The sequence below is a fragment of the Leisingera sp. S2M4 genome (genome assembly GCF_055398055.1).
The window spans coordinates 1758105-1778595 of sequence record NZ_AP040861.1 but is presented as its reverse complement, the minus strand read 5'-3'; the positions used below and the strand labels follow the sequence as shown (position 1 = coordinate 1778595).

General features: G+C 62.1%; 17 protein-coding genes. 2 read left to right on the top strand and 15 right to left on the bottom strand.

Going from position 1 to position 20491, the window contains the following annotated elements; genetic code table 11:
* From rpsO to truB, 4 genes are all read right to left on the bottom strand, one after another.
* The gene (gene rpsO, locus ACZ52D_RS08675) at nucleotides 1-270 is read right to left on the bottom strand and encodes a 30S ribosomal protein S15 (RefSeq protein WP_008555454.1); all 270 of its coding nucleotides are present in this window, start codon (nucleotides 268-270) and stop codon (nucleotides 1-3) included.
* Nucleotides 271-508: 238 nt separating this feature from the next.
* A complete protein-coding gene (locus tag ACZ52D_RS08670) occupies nucleotides 509-1630 on the bottom strand; it encodes a calcium-binding protein (protein WP_464441058.1) in 1122 nt (373 codons plus the stop codon).
* A gap of 61 nt (nucleotides 1631-1691) precedes the next feature.
* Nucleotides 1692-2222: a DUF1643 domain-containing protein gene (locus ACZ52D_RS08665; RefSeq protein WP_464441057.1), complete on the bottom strand. Its 531-nt coding sequence runs from the start codon at nucleotides 2220-2222 to the stop codon at nucleotides 1692-1694.
* Between the two features lie 191 nt (nucleotides 2223-2413).
* Nucleotides 2414-3340, bottom strand: coding sequence for a tRNA pseudouridine(55) synthase TruB (truB, locus tag ACZ52D_RS08660; RefSeq protein WP_222454236.1), 927 nt, complete (start codon nucleotides 3338-3340; stop codon nucleotides 2414-2416).
* A 156-nt stretch (nucleotides 3341-3496) separates the two neighbouring features.
* On the opposite strand from truB, the gene ACZ52D_RS08655 reads away from it, so the two are divergent.
* The gene (locus ACZ52D_RS08655; RefSeq protein ID WP_464441056.1) at nucleotides 3497-4150 is read left to right on the top strand and encodes an RluA family pseudouridine synthase; all 654 of its coding nucleotides are present in this window, start codon (nucleotides 3497-3499) and stop codon (nucleotides 4148-4150) included.
* Nucleotides 4151-4274: 124 nt separating this feature from the next.
* On the opposite strand, the gene ACZ52D_RS08650 is transcribed toward ACZ52D_RS08655, so the two are convergent.
* Nucleotides 4275-5714, bottom strand: coding sequence for an aldehyde dehydrogenase family protein (locus ACZ52D_RS08650; protein ID WP_464441055.1), 1440 nt, complete (start codon nucleotides 5712-5714; stop codon nucleotides 4275-4277).
* A gap of 312 nt (nucleotides 5715-6026) precedes the next feature.
* Between ACZ52D_RS08650 and ACZ52D_RS08645 the strand changes: the two genes are divergently transcribed.
* Nucleotides 6027-6677 carry a peroxiredoxin gene (locus tag ACZ52D_RS08645; protein ID WP_464441054.1) on the top strand — a complete coding sequence of 217 codons (651 nt, stop codon included), beginning with the start codon at nucleotides 6027-6029 and terminating at the stop codon, nucleotides 6675-6677.
* A gap of 3 nt (nucleotides 6678-6680) precedes the next feature.
* On the opposite strand, the gene ACZ52D_RS08640 is transcribed toward ACZ52D_RS08645, so the two are convergent.
* The 10 genes from ACZ52D_RS08640 to ACZ52D_RS08595 form a co-directional block, all read right to left on the bottom strand.
* On the bottom strand, nucleotides 6681-8459 hold the full coding sequence (locus ACZ52D_RS08640; protein ID WP_464441053.1) for a hypothetical protein: 1779 nt from the start codon (nucleotides 8457-8459) through the stop codon (nucleotides 6681-6683).
* Nucleotides 8456-9319 carry a glycosyltransferase family 2 protein gene (locus tag ACZ52D_RS08635; protein ID WP_464441052.1) on the bottom strand — a complete coding sequence of 288 codons (864 nt, stop codon included), beginning with the start codon at nucleotides 9317-9319 and terminating at the stop codon, nucleotides 8456-8458. Before ACZ52D_RS08635 ends, ACZ52D_RS08640 begins: the two co-directional genes overlap by 4 nt.
* Before the next feature lie 144 nt (nucleotides 9320-9463).
* Nucleotides 9464-11602, bottom strand: coding sequence for a polyribonucleotide nucleotidyltransferase (gene pnp, locus ACZ52D_RS08630; RefSeq protein WP_464441051.1), 2139 nt, complete (start codon nucleotides 11600-11602; stop codon nucleotides 9464-9466).
* Between the two features lie 231 nt (nucleotides 11603-11833).
* Nucleotides 11834-13153 carry a M16 family metallopeptidase gene (locus tag ACZ52D_RS08625; RefSeq protein ID WP_464441050.1) on the bottom strand — a complete coding sequence of 440 codons (1320 nt, stop codon included), beginning with the start codon at nucleotides 13151-13153 and terminating at the stop codon, nucleotides 11834-11836.
* Nucleotides 13150-14493 (bottom strand): M16 family metallopeptidase, encoded by a 1344-nt coding sequence (locus ACZ52D_RS08620; protein ID WP_464441049.1) that lies wholly within the window; start codon nucleotides 14491-14493, stop codon nucleotides 13150-13152. The genes ACZ52D_RS08625 and ACZ52D_RS08620 overlap by 4 nt, the downstream gene beginning before the upstream one ends.
* A 169-nt stretch (nucleotides 14494-14662) precedes the next feature.
* Nucleotides 14663-15184 carry a DUF3035 domain-containing protein gene (locus ACZ52D_RS08615; RefSeq protein ID WP_369929562.1) on the bottom strand — a complete coding sequence of 174 codons (522 nt, stop codon included), beginning with the start codon at nucleotides 15182-15184 and terminating at the stop codon, nucleotides 14663-14665.
* Between the two features lie 54 nt (nucleotides 15185-15238).
* A complete protein-coding gene (lspA, locus tag ACZ52D_RS08610) occupies nucleotides 15239-15721 on the bottom strand; it encodes a signal peptidase II (protein ID WP_464441048.1) in 483 nt (160 codons plus the stop codon).
* 17 nt (nucleotides 15722-15738) lie between these two features.
* A complete protein-coding gene (gene purH, locus ACZ52D_RS08605) occupies nucleotides 15739-17328 on the bottom strand; it encodes a bifunctional phosphoribosylaminoimidazolecarboxamide formyltransferase/IMP cyclohydrolase (RefSeq protein WP_464441047.1) in 1590 nt (529 codons plus the stop codon).
* Nucleotides 17329-17352: 24 nt separating this feature from the next.
* Nucleotides 17353-19095, bottom strand: a complete 1743-nt coding sequence (locus ACZ52D_RS08600) for a heparinase II/III family protein (RefSeq protein WP_464441046.1) — start codon at nucleotides 19093-19095, stop codon at nucleotides 17353-17355.
* A gap of 102 nt (nucleotides 19096-19197) precedes the next feature.
* A complete protein-coding gene (locus ACZ52D_RS08595; protein WP_464441045.1) occupies nucleotides 19198-20460 on the bottom strand; it encodes an RsmB/NOP family class I SAM-dependent RNA methyltransferase in 1263 nt (420 codons plus the stop codon).
* Nucleotides 20461-20491: the final 31 nt, after the last annotated feature.

Genomic DNA, 20491 nt, shown 5'->3' with positions numbered 1-20491 from the left:
TTAGCGGCGGATACCCAGGCGCTTGATCAGGTCCTGGTAGCGGGCCTCATCCTTGCCTTTGGTGTAGTCCAGCAGCTTGCGGCGCTGAGCAACCATTTTCAGAAGGCCACGGCGGCCGTGGTTGTCCTTCTTGTGGGTTTTGAAGTGCTCAGTCAGGGTGTTGATGCGCGAGGTCAGGATTGCAACCTGGACTTCCGGCGAACCGGTGTCGCCGTCCTTGGTTGCGAATTCTTTCATCAGGCGTGCTTTTTCTTCAGCAGTGATCGACATCGGGGTCTCCTTCATAGGTTAGAGTGGATGGCGCAGGCCGGGATGTCGTCCAGCACAGGCCCATGGAGAGATCTGCCACGGAATCGCGGCGGATGCGGGCGTATAGGATGTTTCAGCCGCAAAAGCAAAGCCTAACTCATCCGCCCCACCTCGCGAGCTTGAGAAGCTTGGTTGTAGGAGCCCAAATCGCAGCATTGCCAGAGCGGCTGCGCGGTCAGGCGGTTCTAGTCAGGCGGTTCTAACCGGGCAACAGCCCTGCCTGTGCGGCGGAGGCGCTGTCTGTCACGACAAGATCCGCCGCCGTCAACCCAGCGGCCCCCGTGAGACGCACGGCGGCCACGCCATCAACGAGTATCAGCTGCTCACCTTCGGCGTCCGGGTTGGGCTGTATCTCCACCTCGGGCTCAGCGCCAGGGTCGAAGTCCCAGACGAGAACCAACTGATCCTCCGCGGCATCGAAATCCATCAGCCGCAGGGTTGTGTCAGCCCCGGTCCAATCACCGACGGTGAAACTATCCTCACCGGCACCGCCGGTCAGGACGTCACCGCCACGGGCAATCAGGGTGTCCTGCCCATCGCCGCCATTCAGGTGGTCCGTCGCACTGCCATCACCAGCGCCGTCAACAACGTCATCCCCTGTTCCGCCAAACAGCGCGTCCTGCCCCAGCCCGCCGTTCAGGCGATCATCCCCATCGTTGCCAAGGATCAGGTCATCGCCGTCTCCACCAGACAGGCTGTCGTGGTCCTGGCCGCCATACAGGACATCGGCGCCGTCACCGCCGTGCAAGCTGTCGTTACCGAAGTGCCCATACAGGCTGTCTACCCCCGCCCCGGCAAGAAGAGTGTCCTCACCGTCGTGACCGTGCAACAGGTCATCACCCTCCCCCCCGGAGAGCTGATCGTCACCGCCATTGCCATGCAGCACGTCATCGCCGCCGTCGCCAAACAGGCTATCCTCGCCTTCGTACCCGCCGATCTGGTCGTCACCGCCCCCACCACGAAGGAGGTCCGCCGCGTCGGAGCCAACGAGGATATCGTTCGCATCGGTGCCAACCTGTTCCGCCTCCTGGGACGCGCCCGCCGTGTCGAAACCGTACTCTGGGGTGGCATCATCGCCTGAGGGACTGGCCGTCTCCTCCTCATCGCTGTCGTCTGTGTCAGGCGGATCGGCGAGCTCAAAGAATCCTTCGCCGAGATCTTCGCGGCCGCGGCTCCCCTCCGCTATGTCCCCGCCCGAGGTGACGTCATCCTCATCGTCTTCGGGGGGAACCTCTTCGACCAGAACCGCACTGCCAATCGCCATCAGCCCCAGGACACTCGCCAACCACAACATGACCACCAAACCCTCGATACAAATCACCGATCATATCGCAAGCATGGCACATGATGTTTGCCACGCCAAAACAAAACGGGAACATGGGTTAACAGCTGTAAACCTGTTCTTCCGGCTCCCAGACGATGGGCTGCTGACTATACGGAATATACAGGGGATGCTTCGGGTGCCCGGCCTTGCTGAGACCGAGGTGATACAGGGGCTGCCCGGTCGCCCGCAATGCCGCCGCCACGCGCGCGCCCTGACCGCGATGGACCCCATGCGTGCCCCAGGCGCAGACGACCATGTCCGCCCATCGCGCCCCTTCCAGCACTACGCTCAAATTGTCCGGCCCTTCCGGATGCTCCAGCCGCCGCATCTCGCGCGGGTCCGTCACCCGGCAGGCAAAGATGTTGGTGGCCCGAAAACTGCCGAATCCCAGCGCCCGGGCCCGCCGCTCACAGCGCTCAATCGTCGGGTCGTTCTGAACCTCGGTGGCCGTCGAGGGGTTGAGCATGACAAACATCACCCGCCGTCCAGCCGGGTCCCAGACCCGTGTCAGGCTGTAGCGATAGGTCTCGCAATCCGAATAGACGGCGGTCGAGGGCGCATCGCCCTTGGTATGGCTGCGGGTAATCATGCAGGCTCTCTACCCCGCCGAGACAGCGTTTCCAAGCCGACGGCCCCCGCCGTGGAACACACGGCAGGAGTTCCAACGGCAGTATACTGCACAGCTGAATGGATCAGCGCCACTGACCAAGTGGATCGCACCCGTAACTTCTGGTCAGTCCCGTTGCCGCGAAAGCATGATGTGGAGCGCGTTGGCCGCGCCTAGTCCGCCTGCGTGGCCGCGGCGTGATTGAACACCCGGCTGGGGTGCAGCTCACCGGCCTTGTAGACCCCAACGGCCACCGCCTTGCCGTCCATGGACGCCCAGGCTTCCTCGCCGTATTCCACGTCGGAGGCCATCACCATGCCGGGATTGCCATTGCGCAGACGCACCGCCCCTTGCGGGGTGCACTTCAACTCCGGCAGGTCAGCCAGGCCTTCCTCGAGAGGGCGCAGATACTGGTCCAGTTCCGGAGTCTTTGCCAACTCGTCGATTTTCTCCAGCGAGATGCCGTCCTCTGCATCGAATGGGCCGGACCAGATGCGACGCAGCTCTTTCACATGCCCGTGGCAACCCAGCGCAGCCCCCAGATCGCGCGCGATAGAGCGCACATAACCGCCCTTGCCGCAGGTCATTTCCAGCACGACATGATCCGCATCCGGACGATCCAGCAAGATCAGTTCCTCGACCCACAACGGCCGCGCGTCCAGCTGTACGTCTTCACCGTCCCGTGCGAGCTTGTAGGCCCGCTGGCCATCGATTTTGACCGCCGAGAACTTGGGCGGCACCTGCATGATTTCCCCAAGGAACGGCAGCAGTGCGTCCTTGATCTGTTCGTCGCTGGGGCGGGCGTCGCTCTCGGCGATCACCTCGCCTTCGGCGTCATCCGTGTTGGTGGCCTGACCAAGGCGAACGGTAAAGGTGTAGGCCTTCAGTGCGTCGGTGATATAGGGCACGGTTTTGGTGGCTTCGCCCAGCGCCACTGCCAGGACACCTGTCGCCTCGGGGTCGAGCGTACCTGCATGACCAGCCTTCTTGGCATCCAGCGCCCAACGCACCTTGTTCACGACCGCGGTCGATGTCAGCCCCGCAGGCTTGTCCACCACAAGCCAGCCGGAAATATCGCGCCCTTTGCGTTTGCGTGCCATGCCCTGTCCCCATGTGTAAGTGAGGCGGGCCGGTTACCGGATCGCCGGGACCGTGTCAATTTAGCAAATCCAAGGCCCGCGCGGAATACCACTGGCTGCGCGGTCGGCAACCGCCCCGGCTTGCCCCCGCGCGTCACTGGCGCTAGGCACACGCATATGGCCCCATCGAGCGAATACACCCCGCCGCAGGATCCGTTGGACATCCTGCACCACGACGCCCAGATTCTCGCCGTGAACAAGCCGGCAGGACTGCTGTCCGTTCCGGGCCGTGGCGAGCACCTGTCCGACTGCCTGATCAGCCGCGTGCAGGCCATCTTTCCGGAAGCGCTGCTGGTGCATCGCCTCGACCGCGACACCTCCGGCGTGATGGTGTTTGGTCTCAGCCCGCATGCGCAGCGCCACCTGTCCATGCAATTCGAGAAGCGCACCGCCAAGAAAGCCTATGTGGCCCGTGTGGCCGGTCGGCTGGAGCCGCGCACCGGTACCGTCGACCTGCCGCTGATCGTCGACTGGCCCAATCGGCCACGACAGATGGTCTGTCATGATACCGGGAAACCGGCGGTGACGGATTGGCGGGTCATGAAGTACGAGGACAGCGCCACGCGGGTGCGCCTCACTCCCAAAACCGGCCGCTCGCATCAGTTGCGGGTTCACATGCTGTCGCTTGGGCATCCCATATTGGGCGATCCACTATACGCAACCGGTGCTGCACTCGATCATCCGCGTATGATGCTGCACTCAGAAGAACTGCGCATCAAACACCCCGACAGTGCTGAATCCCTGAAATTTCGGGTAAAAGCCGACTTCTAGCGCATCTGCCGCAAAAGGGCGGGCCACCATGGCGCTTGCCAGAGACAAACTAACGGGCCCTGAACGCGCGAAAGCCGCCCCGAAGGACGGCTTTCCAATCAGCACACATCGCTGCCTGCCGGGTTTATTCGGCAGCCCAGCCGCCGACGGCCTTCACCTCGAGGAAGTCCTCAATCCCCCACTTGCCGCCTTCGCGGCCCTTCCCGGACATTTTCATGCCGCCAAAGGGGGAGCCGGCTGACCGCGACTTGCCATTCATCTCAACCATGCCGGAGCGCAGTGCGCGGGCCATACGGTTGGCACGAGCGCCGTCCTGGGTCTGCACGTAGTTGGTGAGCCCGTAAGGCGTGTCGTTGGCGATCTCGATGGCTTCCTCTTCGGTCTCGAAAGGCAGGATCGCCAGCACCGGGCCAAAGATCTCTTCGCGTGCGATGGTCATCTGGTTGTTCACATCGGCAAAGACGGTGGGCTTCACATAATAGCCCTTGTTCAGACCATCCGGGCGGCCCGTGCCGCCGGCCACCAGCCGTGCCCCTTCGTCGATGCCTTTCTGGATCAGATCCTGGATCTTGTTCCACTGCAATTCATTGACCACCGGTCCGATGTGGCGGCCTTCGCGATCCGCCGGGCCGACCTCGACCTTGGAGGCCACTTCCGCAGCCTCAGTCACCACCCGGTCATAGATGCTCTTCTGCACCAGCATACGGCTCGGAGCGTTGCAGCTCTGGCCGGTGTTCTGCATCATGTGGAGAACGCCACGTTTGACGGCATTTTCATCCGCGTCCTCGAAAATCACGTTGGCGCCTTTGCCCCCCAGCTCCAGGTGGACCTTCTTCAGGGTCAGCGCGGCATTCTGGCTGATCGCGATGCCTGCGCGGGTGGAGCCGGTAAAGGACACCATGTCCACATCCTTGTGGCCGGTCAGCTGCGAGCCGACGCCCGGACCATCCCCGTTCACCAGGTTGAAGACGCCGGGCGGGAAGCCGGCCTCGTCCATAAGTTCGGCAAAAATCATCGCGTTCAGCGGGCTCTGCTCAGACGGCTTCAGCACCATGGTGCAGCCGGCAATGGCCGCCGCGCCCACCTTGAGCGTGACTTGGTTCATCGGCCAGTTCCACGGCGTGATCAGCGCGCAGACGCCAACCGCCTCGTGGATGATGCGATCATTCGGAGATTCGTCATTCAGCGGCGCGTCGAACTTGAACTCCTTGGCCGCCTTGATGAAACCGCGCAAATGCCAGCTGCCCGCCCCGACCTGAGAGGTCCGCGACAGGCTGATCGGCGCGCCCATTTCCATCGACATCGCCTGGGCCAGATCCTCGGCGCGCGCCTCGTAAACGTCGACCAGCTTTTCCACCAGCGCGATGCGCTCTTCCACCGGGGTGGCCATCCAGCCCGGCAGCGCCGCCTTGGCCGCCGCAACGGCCGCGTTGGTGTCGGCCTCGCCGCCCAGCGAGATCACCGCGCAGGGCTCCTCGGTCGAGGGGTTGATGACCTCAAAGTCGTTCGCAGCTGCAGGGGCGACCCACTGGCCGTTGATATAAAAATCGCGTTTCTCGATCATATCGGGGATCTCCCATTTCAGACGTGTTTTACCGACTGTCTGGCCGGTTTTGCGCCACTGTGTCACCGGGCCGGACGCGGGGCAAGGGGCATTGGTGTGTAAATTTGATCAAATTATGAGGCCCACTGTCAACCCGAGCCGCCGCCCCTGTGCAAATCCTTGCCCGGCAAGGAATTTGCAGTTTTCCCGTGGCATCGACACGCGGGGGCTGTAACGTGGCAGCAGAGCACCTAGGTAGCATTCGAGGCGACTCAGTCCGCCGCCGGGCGGCGAACACCCTGACACGACAACCTGACTTAGGAGGACACTGCCATGAGTTTGCGCATCAACGACGTGGTACCCGATTTCACCGCCGAAACCGACCAAGGCAGCATCTCGTTCCATGACTGGATCGGGGACAGCTGGGCAATTCTGTTTTCCCACCCCAAGGATTTCACTCCGGTCTGCACCACCGAGTTTTCCGCCGTGGCGCAGCTGTCCGAGGAATGGGTAAAACGCAACACGAAGGTCATCGGCGTCTCGGTCGACGGGGTTGAAGAGCACAAGGGCTGGAAAAAGGACATCGAAAGCTACGGCAATGCTTCCGCGGGATTTCCGATCATTGCGGATGGCGATCTGAAAGTCTCCAAGCTTTATGACATGCTGCCCGCCGAGGCCTACCTGCCCGACGGCCGCACCCCTGCCGACAGCGCCACCGTACGGTCGGTCTTCATTATCGGCCCCGACAAGCAGCTGAAGCTGTCGATGACATATCCGATGACCGTGGGGCGCAATTTCGCCGAGATCCTGCGCGCTCTGGACGGGCTCCAGATGAGCGCCAAGGGCGTCGCGACGCCGGCCAACTGGGTGCCCGGCGAGGACGTCATCATCCCGCCCTCGGTCTCCGACGACGATGCCAAGGCGAAGTTCGGCGAATTCGAGGCGATCTTCCCCTACCTGCGCAAGACAAAAGCGCCGGAGTAAGGTTCAGGAGGCCGCCACTTCCTTTTTCTGGTGTGCCTCAACCATCCTATCAAGCCTGCGGACGCTGTTGGCGATTTTGCTTTCAACGTCCGCATTATGCGCGTTCCAGATCGAAGACGAGAAATTCGGACTGTGACCGCAGAGATAAGGCGAGGTGGTCAGAGTTCGCAAATCGCGTTTCTGTTCCAGGTATCGGTCTATCGCTCCAGTGCGTTTATCCAGAACTGCCCAATCCCACTCCGCCATGGCTTTCAACGCCGCTTCGCGGTAGTAGCCGAAAACCAGCCCAACCAACTGATCCAATTGAACATACGTCACACCATCACGCGTTTCGACTTTTTGGATCTTTGCTGCGGGTGCCAGATCGCTAATCAGGCCAGAAAATACGTCCCATGTTCCGGCGTTCTCTTCAAGGTAGCGGTCAACCTTCAACTTCTTCGCAGAAAAATCTTCCGGGAAATAGCAATCGTCTTCATAGATCTGCAATTGCTCAACGGAGGCCGCCAACGCTTTGCGAGCCATATACCAGTAACTCAGGCCACAGCCTTTCCAGCTGGGATTGCGCCGAAGCCCCGGGAACAGTTCGTATCCGTCAAGTTTGCTCTCCTGGCACCAGGCATAGCGATCGGTTTCTTCCGGCATCGAGAGCACCAACTTATCCGAAGGTAGCTCGTACCATGCGGTCAGACGTTCGAATTCTTCCGGGCTCAGCACTCCAATCCCAAGAAGCATCCGCAAAACCATGAATTTGGTTTGCCTGTAAATCGCCGGGTCTACAGTCAAAGACCGGTCATCAGTGAGTGCGGCCTCAACGGCTTGAACCATTCCCTCTACATCGCCCTGAGGGACAAACGATACCATCGACGCAAGGGCGCCATGGTGTTCTTGATCCACTGCTGTCTCCGAAACCACGCGCGTGCCTTCGCTAAGACATTCACAAATGCGCGTTGTCTCCAGTAACGCAGTTTCATAGGCATGAATGTTGACGACGACCTTGGCCCGGCGGATCTTTTTCAAGACCTCGTCACCGAACGCATTCGTCACCACTTCGACCTTAAAGGACTGGCGCAGTCTTTCTATGTACTTCTGACGTCGACCAAAGGACGCATCGCCGTAAAACAAGACATCAATGTCACGGTCGCCAAGGGCGGAAGCCTCAGGCGTCGGTATCGGCGCGAGAGGAACGAAATAGAGTGTCTTCAACTCCAAGCTACGCTGCCGCAATATGGAAAGGTTGCGAATCGAATAATCGATGACTGCAAGGGTCTCCTGCAATTCATCGAGATACTCATCGGTGAACCAGCGATCAGTGGTAGACTGTTCCACTTGAAACGCTACCGTCTTCTCTCTCGGCGGCAGAGTATTATGGTATTGAGGCGCAATAACCACGTACAGATCAGCAGAATCTTCGCAATACTGCTTCACCACGTTCACCGTGAGCCTTGTCTCGCTCAAGCACGACTTCAACAAGCGGGCAATGAACAGAGTGTGCGGAGAAGCAAGAATGGCCAGCGTTTTCACCTGCCCGAGTTCGCCGCTCTCGATCAGTGCATCTCGCTGCGTGAACCAGGCCTCCAATTGCTGGGAGCTTCTTTTCTTATAGGCCCGCGCCATCCAAGGAGCGAAGGCTGATTTTGGGTTGCCCTCTTTGTCTGTGACCAAGAAACGCAACGGCCCCTTCGGGCGGCGCTCTTTGTCAAATAGCAAAGCCCGAACCCAGCCGCGCGGTTTGTGATTTGAATGAAAAGCCAGGCCCTTAATTCGCTGCTTCACCGTTTTCATTCTATCTCTCTTTTCTTGTTCAGCCCGTTCCAAACACCTGTGACCAGCCCGGCCTGTTTAGCTCTCTTGCGTGAAGAAAACAGAATCAACGGAGACAACAATCCACCGGCAGCGTGGGCCAGGCATCTAATGCGAGCGAGAGGCCGACCATGTTTTTGCATGGCGTAAACGCGTGAGACGCCCAGATGATAGGCCTTGAAGCGGGTGATTTCGGGGTCACGGCCCGACGAGTGACCAGCCATGTGGACAACATGGGCATCCGGCACAAAAACCAGTTTGCCGCCAGCCGCCCGCACCCGGAGGGACCAATCATCGTCTTCGTGATACATGAAGATATTGGGGTCAAACTGCAGGTCGGCGAAATAGGCACGTCGCACAAAGATGGCCGCACCTGAAACCACCGGCACCTCAGACTCGACCTCAGGCCAGCCGCGCGGGAGCCACTCTCGCCGTGGCAGAAGCACTGAACGCCGCCGAAAATTGGGACTGCCATTGCTGTTAGCGATGCGCGGTGTGAAGGCCGTCTGCGGCGGATGGCGTCCCGCGGCGGCCAGGAAAGCTTCCACCGTACCGGGCTGCACCACGCTATCGGGATTAAGGAAAAACAGGAACTCGGTGTCAGCGTGACTAGCGCCAAAATTGCAGGCGCGGCCAAATCCGAGGTTCTTTTCGTTCCGCAAAATCTTCACTGCCGGAGACTGAGCCAGTTCATTCAGGGCAGCACCGTCAGAGCCTGCATTGTCCACAATGATAGTCTTGACGCCGTTAGGCAGCGAAGAGAGCATCTGCTTCAGAACAGGCGCGCTATTGTAGCTGACGGTTATAACGGTGACGTCTGAAAGAGTATGTGGGGAGCTCATGCTAGTTCCTCGGATCGCCCGGCACCAAGGCTGGGCGTCGTCCGGCGGCAAATCGCCCATCCACACAGGCGGAACGACTACCAACTTAAAAACAAAGGGACGCACCCCCAATGAGGGGATGCGTAATGTTCAGGAAAGACCCGCTTATTCCGCGCTTTCTTTCTTCTCCGGCTGGATTTCCTCGCCGGTTTTCTGGTCGACAACCTTCATCGACAGGCGGACCTTGCCGCGGTCGTCGAAGCCCAGCAGTTTGACCTTCACTTCCTGGCCTTCCTTCAGAACGTCCGAAGGATGGTTCAGGCGGCGGTTTTCGATCTGGGAGACATGCACCAGGCCGTCGCGCTTGCCGAAGAAGTTCACGAAGGCGCCGAAGTCGACGATCTTCACGACCTTGCCGGTGTAGATCGCACCTTCTTCCGGCTCTGCCACGATCGAATGGATCATGTCATAGGCCTTCTGGATGGCGTCACCGTTCGGGCTGGCGATCTTGATGATGCCGTCGTCGTTGATATCGACCTTGGCACCGGAGGTTTCCACGATCTCGCGGATCACCTTGCCGCCCGAGCCGATCACTTCACGGATCTTGTCGGTCGGGATCTGCATGGTTTCGATGCGCGGAGCGTGGACCGAGAACTCGTTGGTCTCGGACAGCGCCTTGCCCATCTCGTTCAGGATGTGCAGACGGCCGTCCTTGGCCTGGGCCAGGGCTTTCTCCATGATCTCGGGCGTAATGCCCGCAACCTTGATGTCCATCTGCAGCGAGGTGATGCCGTTCTCGGTACCTGCCACCTTGAAGTCCATGTCGCCCAGGTGATCTTCGTCGCCCAGGATGTCCGACAGGATCGCGTAGGAGCCGTCATCTTCCAGGATCAGACCCATGGCCACACCGGCAACCGGCGCCTTCAGCGGCACGCCTGCATCCATCATCGACAGCGAACCGCCGCAGACGGAAGCCATCGAGGAGGAGCCGTTGGATTCGGTGATCTCGGACACCACGCGGATGGTGTAGGGGAAGTCGGTCGGGGCCGGCAAAACCGCCTGCAGCGCGCGCCAGGCCAGCTTGCCGTGGCCGATTTCACGGCGACCGGGCGAGCCAACGCGGCCCACTTCACCAACCGAGTAGGGCGGGAAGTTGTAGTGCAGCAGGAAGTTGGATTTGAAGTTGCCGTGCAGCGCGTCGATGAACTGCTCGTCATCGCCGGTGCCCAGCGTGGTCACCGCCAGCGCCTGGGTTTCACCGCGGGTGAACAGGGCCGAGCCATGGGTCCGCGGCAAAATACCGGTTTCAGCCACGATATCGCGAATCTCGTCGGTCTTGCGGCCGTCGATACGCTTGCCGGTCTTGACCACGTCACCGCGCAGGATGCCCGCTTCGAGCTTCTTCAGCGCGGAGCCGAGGTTCGCGTCTTCCAGCTGCTCTTCGGTCAGCTTTTCCTTGATGCTCTCACGTGCGGCGGCAACAGCGGCGGTGCGCTCCTGCTTGTCGGTGATCGCAAAGGCGGCGCGCATCTCGGCTTCGCCCGCGGCCTTCACGGCCTCGTAGAGTTCGGAGTAGTCCGGCGGGGTGAAGTCGAAGGGCTCGTTCGCGGCTTCTTCGGCCAGCGAGATGATCAGGTCGATCACCGGCTGGATCTGCTCGTGGGCGAATTTCACCGCACCCAGCATCTCGGCTTCGGACAGCTCGTAGGCTTCCGATTCCACCATCATCACCGCGTCCTTGGTACCGGCAACAACCAGGTCCAGGCGCTGCTCGGGGTTCAGGCGCAGGTCCTGCATGTCATCGACGGTCGGGTTCAGAACGTATTCACCGTCCTCGAAGCCGACACGTGCGCCAGCAATCGGCCCCATGAAGGGAGCGCCGGACAGGGTCAGTGCAGCGGAGGCTGCGATCATCGCCACGATATCGGGGTCATTGACCAGGTCGTGGCTCAGCACGGTGCACATCACCAGCACTTCGTTCTTGAAGCCGGGTGCGAACAGCGGGCGGATCGGACGGTCGATCAGACGCGCGGTCAGGGTTTCTTTTTCGGTCGGGCGCGCTTCGCGCTTGAAGAAGCCGCCGGGCACCTTGCCCGCAGCGTAGTATTTTTCCTGGTAGTGGACGGTCAGCGGGAAGAAGTCCTGGCCGGGCTTCTGCTGACGGGCAAAGGTCACGTTGGCCATGACGCTGGTTTCACCCAGGGTGGCAATCACGGAGCCATCCGCCTGGCGGGCAACCTTGCCGGTTTCCAGTGTGAGCGTTTCCTCGCCCCACTGCATCGATTTTTTCGAAACGTTAAACATCTAGCGTATCCTGTATGGGAGCGCTCCCGGCCCTCCGGGTCTCCCGTTTGCGTGGCGGCCCCATTGCCGCCGGCCCCATCTATCTTGCTTTCGCGTGCCAGGGCCCGGGCACATCGTCTCAGATAGGCCGCCCTTACATGAGTTTGGGGAAAAATGAAAGGGTGCGCGCAGGGGCTGACCGCTTTCAGCAGCCCTGCGCCGAGCGATACGGGGCCAACGGCCCCGTATCATTCAATTGGTGGTTTCCAGCCCAGCAGGCCGACCGACAATGGTGAAATGCAGCCCATCGGGATCCATGAAACGCGCCGCAAAGCTGTTCAGCTGCTCCAGCGTCACCGCGTTGATGCGATCGTTCCGGGTTTCAACATAGCTGATCGGAAGATCATCCATCTGCATCCCCGTCAGAATCGAGGCTATGCGACCATTGCCATCAAAGCGCAGCGGGTAGGCTCCGGTCAGGTAGGTCTGCGCATCGCGCAATTCCTGTTCGCTCACCCCCTCCTCGGCCATCCGTCGCCATTCGTCACGGACCACCTGCACGGCCTCTGCCATCTTGGCATTATCAGACGCAACCGACCCCATGTAGACCGCAGCCAGATCGCGCGGCACGAGGTACGAGTAAATTCCATACGTCAGCCCGCGTTTTTCCCGCACCTCGGTCATCAAGCGCGATTCAAAGGAGCCGCCGCCGAGAATCTGGTTCATGACATAGGCGGTGAAGAAATCTGGATCATGCCGCTCGATGCCTTTCTGGCCGAAAATGGCAACCGACTGCGGCGTGTCGAAATCCACCACGGTCACGCCGCCCTTGATCTGAACCTCTGCCGGACCGGGGATCGGCGCGCCAGTCTCGGGCAGCTGTCCCAGCAGCTCATCCAGCAAGACCTCCAACTCCGCGGCGGAGATGTCACCGACTGCGCTGATGAACACGCGATCCCGGGCAAAGACAGCCTCGTGGGCGTCGAATATGTCCTGCCGGCTGAGCGCAGAGACGCTTTCGATCGTCCCCTTGCCATCGCTGCCGTATGGATGATCGCCAAACGCCATGCGGGCAAAGGCACGGTTGGCGATCTGATTGGGGTTCTTCGCATCGGCGCGCAGCCCGGCCAGGATCTGCGCCCGCACCCGGTCCAGCGCATCCTGATCAAAGCGCGGCTCGAACAGGGTCTGGCGCAACAGGGCCATGGCCGCATCGCGGTTCTCCGTCAGGAAGCGCGCGGAAATCGACACGGCATCCTTGTCCGCGTCATACCCGATGTCAGCCGCCAGGGACTCCAGCGCGCGCGCATATTCCTGTGCCCGCAAATCGCCTGCCCCTTCCTCCAGCAGGCCGGTCATCAGATAGACGGACCCTCGCTTGCCCGGCGCATCAAGCGACGTGCCACCGCGGAACCGCAATTCGAGGGCGGTGAAGGGAATCGTGTGATCTTCGACCAGCCAGGCGGTGAAGCCGCCCGGAGAGGTCACCTCCTTGATCTTCACCCCGGCCAAGGCGGGCAATGCGATCCAAATAGCAATCAGCGCGGCAGCGACCTGTTTCAACGCCTTCATTGCGTGACCTCCACATCGCGGGACATCCAGCCGGTAACCGAGGTTTCCGGGCGCAGCACTTCTTGCGCCGCTGCGATGATTTCATCTGCGGTAATCGATTGCAGGATCTTGGGCCACACCTGCACATCCTGCACCGTGAGACCAATGCTCAGCGCCCGCCCGTAGCGGTTGGCGATGCCATTGACGTTGTCCCGGTCATAAATCTCGGCCGCGCGCAGCTGCAACTTGATCCGCTCCAATTGTTGCGGGTCCACGCCTTCGCTCAGGAAACGGGCAATGCTGGCATCCAGCGCCGCCTCGGCCTCCTGCATGCTGACCCCCTCGGCGGGAACGATCAGGAAGGTAAAGGTCGTGTCATCCAGCGTGCTGCCGGAGTAGAACGCACCAGTGTAAACCGCGACCTGCTGATCGAATTGCAGGGCATCAGCCAGATAGGACGTGTTGCCTCCCCCTAGCAGCTCGGCCAGCAAATAGAGAGCGGCCGCCTTTTCCTGTGCGCCACTGTCGCGTTCCGGGGCCAGATACGAACGCTGCACATAGGGCTGAGCAACCCTGGGATCGGTAAAATTCAATCGCCGTGCCGCGGTCTGGGGCGGCTCCTGACTGCGGAACCGTGGCGGCAGGTCCGGGTTTGGGGGAATGACGCTATAGTATTTCTCTGCCAGCTGCCGCACCTCTTCGGGGTCGACATCCCCCGAGACGATCAAAATGGCGTTGTTGGGCGCGTAATAGGTCCGGTAGAAGGACAGGGCGTCCTCCATGTCCAGGCTTTCCATCTCATGGCGCCAGCCGATCACCGGCTGACCATAGCGATGGTTGAGATATTGCACAGCCTGCAGCTGCTCGCGAAATAGGGCCACCGGGTCATTGTCCGTGCGCTGGCTGCGTTCCTCAAGGATAACTTCGCGCTCTGTCTCGATGTCCTCGGGATTGAGGCGCAGATTGGTCATGCGATCGCTTTCCATCTGCATCATCAACTCCAGCCGGTCAGCCGCGACGCGCTGGTAGTAGGCGGTGTAATCATAGCTGGTGAAGGCGTTGTCCTGACCGCCATTGGCGCGCACGGTCGCCGAGAGTTCCCCAGGGGCCAGCTTGTCCGTGCCCTTGAACAGAAGATGTTCCAGGAAATGAGCCACCCCCGACTGTCCCGGAGGTTCATCCGCCGAGCCAGCCCGGTACCAGACCATCTGCTGCACCACCGGCGCGCGGTGATCCTCGATCACCACTACCTCCATGCCATTGTCCAGCGTAAACGCCGTTACAGCCTCATCCTCGGCCCGCAACGGGCCGGTCAGGACGGCGACAAGCGCCGCCATGGCCAAAGTGATCCTTTGGATCATCCGGCATCCTCCAATCTCTGCACCTTCCGCCTGCCCAGCGCGGTGCGCTTTTCTTCTGCTCATGCCCATCGCGGCCACGGCGTGGCTTTTGAGGCCGCGGGCGCGATGAATGACGTAAAACTACGCTGCTGCTGGCGTCTTGCAAGACCGGCTGGCAGAAATGTGAGACTCAGGAACCATCAGCGGGCGGCGCGGAGGGCGTAGGAACCCCGGCGCGGCGGAACTGCTGGTTGACCGCGTGCGGATCCAGCGTCTGACGCTTGTAGGCGTCGCTGTAGCGGTCCACGTTGAACAGCTTGAAGCGCGCGGTCCGGTTCTCCCGCTTGCGGAACGCGGCATCCTCGGCCGCCAGCGACTCGCGGATGTCCGGCTGCACGCCATAGCGGCCAGAACTGCGCACCAGCGCCAGATCACGTTCCGGCACGGCATCTCCGGCGGCCAGCAATGCTGGCGAGCCGCCCAGCGCTGCCACGGCATCGGCATTGGGATTGGGGTCGGTGATATTGGCGCCACCCGGCGTCGGTACCGGCAACTGCGCATAGCTTTCGGGCTGGCTCAGCGGTTTGGCGGGCAGCACCAGGAATTCATCCGGCCCGGTGCCGGGCTTCTGAAGCTCGCGCAGACCACCCTTGGAGCAGCCGGCCAGCGCCACGATACCTGCCAGAACGATCACACCAAACGGGATCTTCATGCCCCAAACTCCTGCCTGTTTCCCGGCGCTTTTAACGTATTTGCAATCCAAGGTCTACGCAGGGTTTTTCGATCGACCCTCGAACAGGATCAGGCCGGCGGCCCCAGCAAAAATGAAGATGTCGGCGACATTGAAGACGAAGGGATTACGAATGCCGCAACAGGACATGTTCAGGAAATCCAGCACATAGCCATAAAGCAAACGGTCAACCACGTTGCCAAGCGCTCCGCCGATCACAAGACCGGCGGACAGCGGCATCATCCAGTGACCGTGCTTGCCGCGGCGGATCCAGACCACCAATGCCACGCAGATCACCAGCGACAGCCCGATCAGCATCCAGCGCGCGGCATCATCACCGCCGCCGAACAGGCCGAAATTGATTCCGGTATTTTCGCCGTAGCGAAAATTCAGAATGGGTGGCAGCACGTCGATCCGCAGGCGCTGGTCCAGCGCCATCCAATGTACGACCAGATACTTGCTGACCTGATCGGCCAGCAGGGACAGGACCGCGCCCCAGATCATCAAACGTGCTGCCATGTCTTGTGATGCCCTGCTCAGTGGCGGAAGTGACGCATGCCGGTGAAGACCATCGCAAGGCCAGCGTCATTCGCCGCCTTGATGACCTCATCGTCGCGCATCGAACCACCCGGCTGGATCACGCAGGCCCCACCTGCCGCCGCAGCCTCGAGCAGGCCGTCCGCAAAGGGGAAGAAGGCGTCGGACGCAACCGCACAGCCCTTGGCAAGGCTTTCCTTCAGACCCAGCTCTGCAGCCATGCGGCCTGCCTTCGCAGCGGCAACATTGGCGCTGTCAAGACGGCTCATCTGCCCCGCCCCGACGCCCACGGTGGCGTTGTCCTTCACATAGACGATGGCGTTGGATTTCACGTGCTTGGCAACTTTCCAGGCAAACAGAAGATCCTGCATCTGCGCGTCGGTCGGCGCCTTGTCGGTGACCACTTTCAGGTCATCCATGCTGACGTAGCCCACGTCCTTGTCCTGAACCAGCATGCCGCCGGCCACCTGTTTGTAGGCGACGATGGGCTGACGCGGATCCGGCAGACCGTCCGTCAGCAGCAGGCGCAGATTCTTCTTGGCGGCGAAGATTTCCTTGGCTTCCTCAGATGCGCCGGGGGCGATCACCACTTCGGTGAAGATCTCGGTGATCTTCCTGGCGGTGTCCGCGTCGAGTGGCTGGTTCAGCGCCACGATGCCGCCAAAGGCCGAGGTGCGATCGCAGTCGAAGGCCTTCTGGTAGGCTTCCGCCAGAGTGGCCCCCTTGGCGACGCCGCAAGGGTTGGCGTGCTTGATGATTGCCACCGCAGCGCTTTCCGCCGGGTCGAACTCGGCGACGAGCTCATAGGCCGCATCCGTGTCGTTGATGTTGTTGTAGGACAGCTCCTTGCCCTGCAACTGCTGGGCAGTGGCGACGCCGGGGCGGCCCGAGCCATCGGTGTAGAACGCCGCTTCCTGGTGGCTGTTCTCGCCATATCGCAGCGTCTGCTTCAGCTCACCGGCAAAGGCGCGGCGGCGCGGGGTCTTCTCCTCCAGCGCCGAGGCCATCCAGTTCGAGACCGCGGAGTCGTAAGCCGCGGTGCGGGCATAGGCGTTCTGCGCCAGCCGCTGGCGGAAGCGGTAGCTGGTCTGACCGTCGTTGGCGTCCAGTTCACCCAGCAGCGCCTCGTAGTCCTGCACGTCGGTCACCACGTTCACGAAGGCGTGGTTCTTGGCTGCGGCGCGGATCATCGCCGGACCGCCGATGTCGATGTTCTCGATCATCTCGTCATAGTCGGCCCCGCGGGCCAGCGCCGCCTCGAACGGGTAGAGGTTCACCACCAGCAGGTCGATGGCGCCGATGCCGTGCTCGTTCATGGCCGCAACGTGGGTGTCATTGTCGCGCAACGCCAGCAGGCCGCCATGCACCATCGGATGCAGGGTTTTCACCCGGCCGTCCATCATTTCGGGAAAACCGGTGACCTCGGCGACGTCTTTCACGGTCAGCCCGGCATCGCGCAGCGCCTTGGCGGAACCGCCGGTGGACAGCAGCTCGACACCGCGCGCGGCCAGCGCCTTGCCCAGCTCGATCAGGCCGGTCTTGTCGGATACGGAAAGCAGCGCACGGCGTACGGGGTGAAGGTCGGTCATGGCAGGGCGGTCCTTTTCAAAGGCTCAGTCAAACGTCTCGGGTTCGTCCCGGTTCAGGTCTCGCACGGCAATCGCAGTCTCCTGCGCCTTGCTGAGCGTCCACCGGACGCGGGTGGCATACTGCATCGCCCGCCCGGATAAAACGATCTGCATTGCCGCACGCGGCTTCAAGCGGGTCTTTTCCAGGTAAACGCTTGGCTCCAGCCGCAGCTGACAGGCACCATCATGGCGGAACACCCAGATTTCCCCGCTCTTGAGCGCCATGGATACCGCCGCGCCGCCCAAGTCAAGGGTTGCATCCACATCCGGGTGCAGATGCAACCGAATATCAAAGGCAACACCGCCCTCTGGGCTGGTTTTGCAGATCTTGTCGAAACGACGCTTGGCGGCGTCTTCCAGCGCCACCAGCATGTCTTCACCGCTCAGGGTCCGCCCATCGAAGGACAGGTCCAGTGTCCGCGCATGGGTGAGGCCAAACTGATGCACATAGCCGTTGTGCCCGCCCTGAAAGCGGCTGCCGTCCGCCAAGTCGCTCAACTCCAGCGGCACTTCATCCGGGGCCTCGATCAGCTGCTCGTGGCCGGTGGTCTTGTGCGGGGGCGCCAGGCGGGCACTGGAGTGCCCCTCGATGCACAGGGTGGTATGCGATGGCGTCGCGCGTCCGGCCCGACGCCATTCGACACCGAAAGTTTCCCCCGAGCCGCAGTTGACGATCAACGGGCGCCGTCCGGAGGTCAGTTCGAACGCCAGCGTCGACGCATGACCGGAATTGGACGCCCGCCCGCTTGGTGGCGCCGAGGCATCAACAATGACGGAGGTACGCCGCGCCGCCAGACGGGCATAGCCCATCGCGAGACCGTCAGCCTTGCGGGCGGGGATCTGGCTGGCGGCCAGCGCGTGATCCAGTCGGCCTTCCAGACCGCGCCCACCACCGTGGAAACGCGCCAGACCACCATCGCTGTGTCGCAGCGTGCGCAGGGTCGGCGCAATCCGTTCGATCGCGGCAAGATGGGCGGCCGGGACTGTACGGCCCGCTTCTCGCAACGCGGCGGCCGCCCAGATCAGCAAGGTAAAGACCTCAAGCAATTCCTCGGGGTTGCGGGTCGGCACCCCGCCCTGCAGATCAATCTGCGCATCGCATTCCGATGCCAGCGCCCGCACCGCCGGGTCCGCCAGCTCCTCGCGGCCCTGCAAAGCGAGGCCCGCATAGATCAACCCGCAAAGCGCCTCGAACCGGGGCAACCCAGGCGCGGCCCCCTTCCAGCGTTGGGCCAGGTACCAGGTTTGCCGTGACAGGGACCGATAGAAGGCTTCGGTTTCCGCCCTGTCCTTGCCGCTCAGCAGAAAGAGCGCGTGGTTGATCCAGCGGATCACCCGCCGACCGGTGAGGTCCGGCAGCCAAGCAACACCGCCGCCGGTTCCATGCTGCTCTATCCAGCCCCAGACCCATTTCTGCGCCTTGGCGCGGGCTTTGAAATCCCCGACCGCCGCCAGGTCGTCCAACCAGGCAAACCCATGTCGTTCACAGTCGAAGGCGGCGTCCGGGGCGGCGACTTCCCACAAGCCGGTATCCGCCGATTCCACCAGGTAACCGGCAAAGAGCAGGTTGCCCGCCACGAGCTGACGACCGCGCGCAAAACTGCCGATCGTGCGCGGTTCGGGTTGCGACACAAAGCCTGTCGCCGCCGGTTCCTTACGCGCACGCCAGGCATAATACCGGTTCAACAGCCGGGTGCCGCGCCCCGCCAATCTGTCATATGTGGACATGCTCTATCTGCCTCACGCCAAAGCCTTTCGGGGGCGTTTTGGCGAAAGCATAGCGCGCAGCGAACGGCAAGTCACCGGCGAATGGTCAGGCTGTCCGGTGGCTCAGCCGGATTTGCGCAGAAGCGCCATGTAGAAGCCGTCCATGCCGCCGCGATCAGACCAGTAGTCCGGGCGCAGCCGCAGGCCGCCCTCTTCGGTGATCCAGTCCGCCTCGACCCCCGGCACGACCAGCGCGGCGCGGTCGGCGGTCATGTCCGGGAACATCTCCAACGCGTCTTCCACCTGGCACTCCCCCTCGTCCGGCAGCAGCGAGCAGGTGCAGAACATCAGCCGTCCGCCGGGTTTCACCAGGCTCCAGGCATGGGCCAACATCTGCGCCTGCAGTTCGATCAACGCGCCGAACTCGCTGCCATCCTTGGCGTGCGGCAGATCCGGGTGTCGGCGAATGGTCCCCGTGGCGGAACACGGCGCGTCCAGCAGCACCGCATCATATTCGCCGGTCTGCTGCAGCGCATCGCCGACAATCAGGTCTGCCGACAATCCTGTCCGCGCGAGGTTCTCCTGCAAGCGTGCCGCTCGGGACGCCGAGGCGTCCACTGCCGTGACATTGGCGCCAGCCGCGGCCATCTGCATGGTCTTGCCGCCCGGCGCGGCGCAGAGGTCCAGCACGCGCTCTCCCGGCTGTGCGTCAAGAATCCGCGCAGGCAGCGCCGCGGCGGCATCTTGGACCCACCAATCCCCCGCAGAATAGCCCGGCAACGCCGAGACCTGCCCGGCAGTGGCCAGCCGGATCGAGCCGGTGGGCAGATGTTCGCCTCCCAGCGCAGTCAGATCCGCTTGCGGCTTGCCCGTAATGTCCAGCGGCGCTCCGGCCAGATGCGCGGCCTCGATCGCCAGCATGGTCTCCGCCCCCCAGGCTTGGGCCAGGGGTTTTCGCAACCAGTTGGGCAGCCGCGGCACCCGCAGCTTGGCCCATTCCGCCGCCCCCTCAGCCGCCACTTTGCGCAGCACGGCGTTGACCATGCCCTTCAGCTGCCCGTGGCGGCGATGCCCGGACACCAGTGCAACCAGATCGTTGACCACGCCATGCGCCGCACCGCCGGCACAAAGCTCCACCGTGCCCAGTCGCAGGACATTCATCACCGTCAGCGGCGGAGCCTTCTTGAGGTACTTCTTCAGAACCCGGTCCGCCCGCTCCAGGCTGCGCAGGGTCTCGACCGCCAGCCGCTGCGCCCGCGCGCGCTCCTCCGGCGCCAGCTTCTCCAGCGCGCCGGCGGCATAACATTCAGCCAGCAGGCGCCCCTCTCCCAATACCTGGTCAAGCAGGTAGACCGCGGTACGACGGGGGGTGTTGGCGTTCGACATCAGGCAGCTCCTCAGGGCGCGGGGTGTTTGC